Genomic DNA, 6,702 nt, shown 5'->3' on the forward strand with positions numbered 1-6,702 from the left:
CGCCGGAGCGAAGCGGAGGCAATCAAACTAGGCTCAATGGCCATGATCGACCTTCGATTCCTGCGGGAAAACCCGGATGTGGTCCGTGCGTCGCAGCGCGCTCGCGGTGAGGACCCCTCCCTGGTGGATGCCCTGCTCGAGGCGGATGCCGCCCGTCGCGCCGCGGTCGCGACGGCCGACAATCTGCGCGCCGAGCAGAAGGCCCTGGGCAAGAAGGTCGGCAAGGCTTCCCCGGACGAGCGTCCGGCGCTGCTGCAGCTGGGTCAGGAACTGTCGGCGAAGGTGAAGGAGGCCGAGGCCGCCGAGACCGCCGCGGACGCCGACCTCGACGCCGCCCAGCGCGCGCTGTCGAATGTGGTGCAGGAGGGCGCGCCCGCCGGCGGCGAGGACGACTACATCGTGCTCGACACCATCGGCACGCCGCGCGAGTTCGATTTCGAGCCCAAGGATCACCTGGACCTGGGTGAGTCGCTGGGCCTGATCGACATGGAGCGCGGCGCGAAGGTGTCGGGCTCACGCTTCTACTTCCTCACCGGCAACGGCGCGCTGCTGCAGCTGGGCCTGCTGCAGCTGGCCGCGCAGAAGGCGGTGGCCAACGGGTTCACCATGATGATCCCGCCGGTGCTGGTGCGCCCGGAGATCATGCAGGGCACCGGGTTCCTGGGTCAGCACTCCGCCGAGGTCTACCACCTGGAGGACGACGACCTGTACCTGGTCGGCACCTCGGAGGTGCCGCTGGCGGGCTACCACTCGGGCGAGATCCTGGATCTGAGCGGGGGCGCCAAGCGCTATGCCGGCTGGTCGTCGTGTTTCCGCCGGGAGGCGGGCAGCTACGGCAAGGACACCCGCGGCATCATCCGCGTGCACCAGTTCGACAAGGTGGAGATGTTCGTCTACACCACCCCGGACCAGGCCGACGCCGAGCACCGGCGGCTGCTGGCCTGGGAGCAGGAGATGCTCGCCGCCATCGAGGTGCCCTACCGGGTCATCGATGTGGCCGCCGGCGACCTGGGCAGCTCGGCCGCCCGCAAATTCGATTGCGAGGCTTGGGTTCCCACGCAGCAGACCTACCGCGAGCTCACCTCGACCTCGAATTGCACGACGTTCCAGGCGCGTCGCCTGAGTGTCCGGTACCGGGACGAGAACGGCAAGCCGCAGATCGCCGCCACCCTGAACGGCACCTTGGCCACGACCCGGTGGATTGTCGCTTTGCTGGAGAACCATCAGCAAGCCGATGGGTCGGTGCGGGTGCCCGCTGCGCTGGTGCCTTTCGTCGGCACCGAAGTGCTGGTACCTCGCTGAATATTCGCTACTCGGCGTGCCTTATTCCGCCGGTTGTGTCTACTGGTGGCAGGGCTTGTGTCTAGGCTAGGCAGCGTGCGAGGAATCGGGTCCCGCGGCGATACCCGGACCCGGGTACGGGCGGCGTCGGCGCTGGCGACGGCAATGGTCATGGCTCGGACCACCGGGGCGTTCTACGTCATGGGCGGGGTCCTGGGCCTGGTTCTGACTGCGGTCGCTCCGGGTGACGAGGGCAATCGGCCGCTGGTGGGTGCGGCGGCGTTCGTGGCGCTGCTGCTGGGTATCAGTCTGCTGATCTGGGGTCCGCGGCTGCCGCATTCGGTGCATCACGCGTATGTGGCGACCGCGACCGTGCTGGTGACCGTTGCGGTGCACTGGTTTCCGAATACGGTCGGCGCGATCAGTCTGGCGGCGTTCTATGTGTTCGTCGCCTGTGATGCCGCCATCTTCTTCTCCTGGCGCTGGCTGGGCGGGCACATAGCGTTCGCCATCGTCTGCTGTCTGTGGGTGGTGCCGTCGCGTGGGTTGCCGTGGTGGTCGGGCATCATTCCGGCGGGTATCACGTTCGGAATCGGCATCGTGGTCGGCATTTTGACGCGCATGGCGTCGGACGCCGATATCGATGTGCTGACCGGGCTGCTGAACCGGCGTGGTTTCGATCGGGCGCTGAGCAATGCCATCTCGCACGCCACCCGCACCGGCCAGGGCCTGGCCCTGGTGCTGGTGGACCTGGACCGCTTCCAGAAGATCAACGATCACCTCGGGCACCGGGCCGGTGACGCCGTGCTGCAGCGGGTGGCCGACTCCTGGTCGAAACTGCTTGCGCCGGAGCAGCGGCTGGCCCGCTATGGCGGTGACGCGTTCGCGCTGCTGCTGCCCGGGACCACCGAGCAGGCCGCGATCCTGCTGACCGAGGAGCTGCGCGCGGCCGTCACCACCGGCTGTTCCGCGGGTGTGACGTCCTGGCAGCCGGGCGAATCCGGGTCGCTGCTGGTGTCGCGTGCGGATGTGGGCCTGTACCGGGCCAAGCAGGCGGGCCGCAATCGCACCGTGCTGGAGTCCTCGCGGCAGCTGCCGCTGGCGGTGGAGCTGCGGGAGGCCATCGATCGCGGCACCCTGGACGTGCAGTACCAGCCGATCGTGAGTCTCACCGACGGCGCGACGCGCGCGGTCGGCGTGGAAGCCCTGCTGCGCTGGTCTTCTCACGCGCAGCCCGATGTGACCACCGAGGGGCTGATCCGGGTCGCCGAGGAATACGACCTCATCTCCGATCTGGACGAGCTGGTGCTGCGGCGGGCCTGCGCGGATGCCGCCCGGTTGCAGGAGACCTTCGCCCAGCTGGATCTGACCCTGAACGTCAATGTGAGCGGGCTGGAGCTGGCCGAGACCGAGTACGCCGACCGGGTTTCCGGCATCCTCGCGGAAACCGGCTGGCCCGCCGAGCAACTGGTGCTCGAGGTGACCGAGAGCGAGCTGGCCGCCGAATCCGAGACGGCCATCGCGAACCTGCACAAGCTGCGCGAGTTCGGTGTCCGCATCGCCATCGATGATTTCGGCACCGGCTACTCCTCGCTCAGCAGGCTGGCCACGCTGCCGTCGGACATCCTCAAGGTGGACCAGTCCTTCGTGGCGTCGATCCAGTCGGATTCCCCCGCGCCGCCGCTGCTGGGCGTGATCGCGGCGCTGAGCAAGTCGCTGGACCTGCAGGTCATCGCCGAGGGCGTGGAGACCGAATACCAGGCCGCCGTGCTGACCGAGCTCGGTTTCGCGCTGGCCCAGGGCTACCACTACAGCGATTCGCACCCGGTGTCCGAGCTCATCAACGACCTCAATGACCGGCACGGTCTGGTCGGCGCGGCGGTGTCGGAGGGCGAGCCGTCCACCAATGGCTGGATACCGCTGGACAATCCGCTTGACGGTGGAGCGCCCGGCGCGCAGGGTTGATCTCATGCGGCTGCTCATCTACGCCTGTTGATTCGTACTCCGTAGTGCGCTGCCCCGGGCTCACGCCGAGCGCGTGGGTTCGACGCGCGCACCGACCCACTCGATACGGGTACCAACCCACTCGATACGGGTACCAACCCACTCGATACGCGCACTGACGCTGCGGGCGATGCTGTTCGCCGTCACGGCGGACCTGATCCCGCTCTACGCGATCTACGCGCTGTTGTTCGCCGACCACGGCCTGAACGCGGCGCAGATCTCGTCGCTGTTCGCCATCTGGTCCGCGACCTCGTTCCTGCTGGAGATTCCTTCCGGCGCCTGGGCCGACACGGTCTCGCGGCGCGGCCTGCTCGTGCTGTCGGGCGCGCTGCTGGCGGCGGGCTTCGCGGTGTGGACGCTGTACCCCTCCTACCTCGGATTCGCCGTCGGCTTCGTGCTCTGGGGTACTTCGGGCGCGCTCCGCTCGGGCACCTTCGAGGCGCTGATCTACGACGACCTGCACGCCCGTGCCGCGACCGCTGAATACCCGCGGCTGATGGGCTATGTCCGCGCCGCCACCGAATCGGCGGCGCTGGCGGGCATTCTGGTGGCGGCCCCGCTCTACGCGTGGGGCGGCTACGCGCTGGTCGCCTGGTCCAGCGTCGCGATCGCCGCCGTGCATACCGCCACCGCGGCCCTGCTGCCGACCGCACCGAAGGCGGTGTCCGCGGCACACGTCGAGGATCTCGAAGACACGGACGGTGGTGTCGAGGCCCCGGGTAACGATGCCGAGGAAACAGCTGGCGGTGTGGCCGAGCAGGAGCCGGACAGCGTGCGAGCCGATGACCATGATCTCTCGTCCGAAACCCGCACAGCCGCATCGGAATCCAGCGGCTACCTGGCCATGCTGCGGGCGGGTATGCGAGAGGCCCTGCGGGTCCGGGTGATTCGGCGCGGGGTCATCCTGGTGGCGCTGCTGAACGGCATCACCGCGTTCGACGAATACTTCGCCCTGCTGGCCGACCACGCCGGCGCCGGGCCGTCCCTGGCCGCGATCCTGGTGGGTGTCACGGTAGCCGGAGCCCTGGCCGGCGCGACATCGGCGGGCCGCACCGAGGGCATATCCGCCCGCGTGATGGCGTCGGCGCTGGCCGTAGCGGGTGTCCTGTTCATCGGTGGTGCACTGCTGGCGGGCAGTGCCGCCGGCCACCCGCGAGCCCTGTATGTGCTGACGGCCGTGGGCTTTTCGGCGGTGGGCATCGCCTACGGCATCGACTACAACGCCGATGTCATCGCCTCGGCCCGCCTGCAGGACGCCATCTCGGGCCCGGCCCGTGCGACCGTGACCTCGGTGTCCGGCTTCGCCACCGAGGTGATCGCCCTGCTGGTCTTCGTTTTCGCCGCGGTGGCCACGACCTGGCTGCCCTTGCCGGTCATGGTCGCCCTGCTGGGGGTGCCGCTGCTACTGGCCGCGGCCCTGGTCCCCACCTGGCTGCCCCGGGAGGCAGCGGGCTCGGATCTGGTGCCGGGGCCTGCTGCACGAGATTCGGAGCAGCTCTGATCCGGAGCGGCAGGGCGGCGGAGGTCATCGGACGCTCGGGGTAGCGCCCGACCGTGGTTGCGGGTCGTCCTGTGCCGGAACGGGATCCGAGTTCAGTGCGGTGCGGTGTGTCGGAGCGACGCGCGACATGATCCGGTCGGCCGGCTCTGTGCCGGGGAAGGCGGGGACAATCGGGCGGTGGCGATGCGGCAGTGGGCGGGGTTGGGGTTCGGGGGGTCCATCGGCGCGGCCGTGGCCCTGCAGGCGCGGATCAATGGGGAGCTGGGGCAGCGGCTGGGCGATGGGATTGCGGCGGCCACCATCAGTTTCGGGAGTGGACTGCTGATCCTGGCCGTCGTGTTCGCGGGCAGCGGGCGCTTGCGTGCGGGGGTCGGGCGGGTGCGGGCCGCGCTCGGTACCGGGGAGTTGCGATGGTGGCAGCTGCTGGGTGGGCTGTCGGGCGCGTATTTCGTTGCGTGTCAGGGGCTCACGGTGGCGACCATCGGGGTGACGGCGTTCACGGTGGCCGCGGTGGCCGGGCAGTTGGTGAGCAGCCTGGTGGTGGATCGGCTGGGGTGGGGCCCGGGCGGACCGACGCCGGTGACGACCGGGCGGATCGGTGCGGCGGTGCTCGGGCTGGTCGCCGTGCTGCTCGCGGTGCTCGGCCGGAGCGGCACCGGCCCGGTCGCCGGGCATTCGACGGCCTCGATGCTGCTGGTGGCGTTACCGCTGGTCGCCGGCCTGCTGGTGGCTTGGCAGCAGGCGGTGAACGGCCGGGTGGGTGCGGTCGGCGGGCCGCTGTCGGCGACGCTGGTCAACTTCGCGACCGGCACGGCGGCGCTGGTGGTCATCGAGGCGGGCGTGCTGGTCCGGCGCGGTGGTCTCGGGTCGCTGCCGAGCGAACCGTGGCTGTATCTCGGTGGCCTGATCGGCATTTCGTTCGTGGCGCTGGCAGTGCTGGTGGTCCGCTGGATCGGGGTGCTGCTGCTGGGCCTGACCTCGGTGGCGGGCCAGCTGCTGGCATCCCTGGTGCTGGACGTGGTGGCGCCGACCGGGGTCGGGCTCTCGGTGTCGGCGATCATCGGCTGTGTGCTGACCTTCGTGGCGGTCGCCGTGGCCGCCCGATCGCGCGGATGAAATCTGTTCCCCGGATTCGTAATTCGCTGTCCACATGAGTGTGCGATGGTGCGATCATGGCTATCGACTACGTGGTGTGGGTCGCGCGTCTGGTGCTGGCCGTGGTGTTCGGCCTTTCGGCGTGGGGAAAGCTCGCCGATGGGCCGGGAACCCGGAAGGCGGTGGGGGAGTTCGGGATCCCGCTTGCCTGGATACCCGCGGTGGCCTGGGCGCTCCCGGCGGTGGAGGCCGTGGTGGCGGTGGCGCTGCTGCCGCCGTGGACCGCGGCCGGTGCGGCGCTGGTGGCGATACTGCTGCTGGGAATGTTCACCGGTGCGGTGGTGCGCCTGCTGCGCCAGGGAAAACGCCCCGTCTGTTCATGTTTCGGGGCCGCCAGCGCCGCCCCGATCGGGCGAGGCACGGTGGCGCGCAATATCGTGCTGATCGTTCTGGCCGGTGTGACGGCCGTGGCGACGCTGGCGGAGCCGCAGGTGCCGGGCGGCCTGCCGGTGGACCATGTGGTCGCGATGGGGGTGGCGGCCGGATTCGGTGCGGTGCTGGTTTCCCTCTGGGGTGAGCTGCGAGCCCTGCGCCGCCGCCTGGACGAGAAGGGGCTGCCGCCGGGTGCGGCCGCGCCGGAATTCGAGGTGCTGAAGACCGCGCGCGCCCGGGCCGGAGACCGCGCTGCGGTATCGCGTGCGCGGGACTCCCTCCGGCGTCCGCAGCACTGAGCAGGGCCGGTGGCGGGGTGGCGGGCAGCTAGAGGCGGGCCGCGACGACAGAACACCCGTCCCCTCTCCGTGCCCCGGTCCCCTATTATT

Annotated in this window: 5 protein-coding genes; all 5 read left to right on the forward strand. The window is 69.9% G+C overall.

Features of this window, described 5'->3' with window-relative positions; genetic code table 11:
- Positions 1-42: 42 nt before the first annotated feature.
- The 5 genes from serS to ACFXN1_RS16550 all read left to right on the forward strand — a co-directional run bounded on the left by serS (position 43) and on the right by ACFXN1_RS16550 (position 6,612).
- The gene (serS, locus tag ACFXN1_RS16530) at positions 43-1,302 is read left to right on the forward strand and encodes a serine--tRNA ligase (RefSeq protein ID WP_379438056.1); all 1,260 of its coding nucleotides are present in this window, start codon (positions 43-45) and stop codon (positions 1,300-1,302) included.
- A 75-nt stretch (positions 1,303-1,377) separates the two neighbouring features.
- Positions 1,378-3,246, forward strand: a complete 1,869-nt coding sequence (locus ACFXN1_RS16535; protein ID WP_379438054.1) for a putative bifunctional diguanylate cyclase/phosphodiesterase — start codon at positions 1,378-1,380, stop codon at positions 3,244-3,246.
- Positions 3,247-3,415: 169 nt separating this feature from the next.
- Positions 3,416-4,786 carry an MFS transporter gene (locus ACFXN1_RS16540; RefSeq protein ID WP_379438053.1) on the forward strand — a complete coding sequence of 457 codons (1,371 nt, stop codon included), beginning with the start codon at positions 3,416-3,418 and terminating at the stop codon, positions 4,784-4,786.
- 183 nt (positions 4,787-4,969) lie between these two features.
- Positions 4,970-5,902: a DMT family transporter gene (locus ACFXN1_RS16545; protein WP_379438134.1), complete on the forward strand. Its 933-nt coding sequence runs from the start codon at positions 4,970-4,972 to the stop codon at positions 5,900-5,902.
- Between the two features lie 56 nt (positions 5,903-5,958).
- Entirely contained in the window at positions 5,959-6,612 is a 654-nt protein-coding gene (locus tag ACFXN1_RS16550; RefSeq protein ID WP_379438051.1) for a MauE/DoxX family redox-associated membrane protein, read from the forward strand.
- Positions 6,613-6,702 lie beyond the last annotated feature (90 nt).

The sequence above is a fragment of the Nocardia sp. NPDC059154 genome (assembly GCF_042755705.1).
Classification (GTDB): domain Bacteria; phylum Actinomycetota; class Actinomycetes; order Mycobacteriales; family Mycobacteriaceae; genus Nocardia.

Excerpts from the sequence above, each read along its gene's own strand:
- ACFXN1_RS16540 (WP_379438053.1), top strand. The coding sequence starts at position 3,416 with ATGCTGTTCGCCGTCACGGCGGACCTGATCCCGCTCTACGCGATCTAC.
- ACFXN1_RS16545 (WP_379438134.1), top strand. The coding sequence starts at position 4,970 with ATGCGGCAGTGGGCGGGGTTGGGGTTCGGGGGGTCCATCGGCGCGGCC.
- ACFXN1_RS16550 (WP_379438051.1), top strand. The coding sequence starts at position 5,959 with ATGGCTATCGACTACGTGGTGTGGGTCGCGCGTCTGGTGCTGGCCGTG.
- serS (WP_379438056.1), top strand. The coding sequence starts at position 43 with ATGATCGACCTTCGATTCCTGCGGGAAAACCCGGATGTGGTCCGTGCG.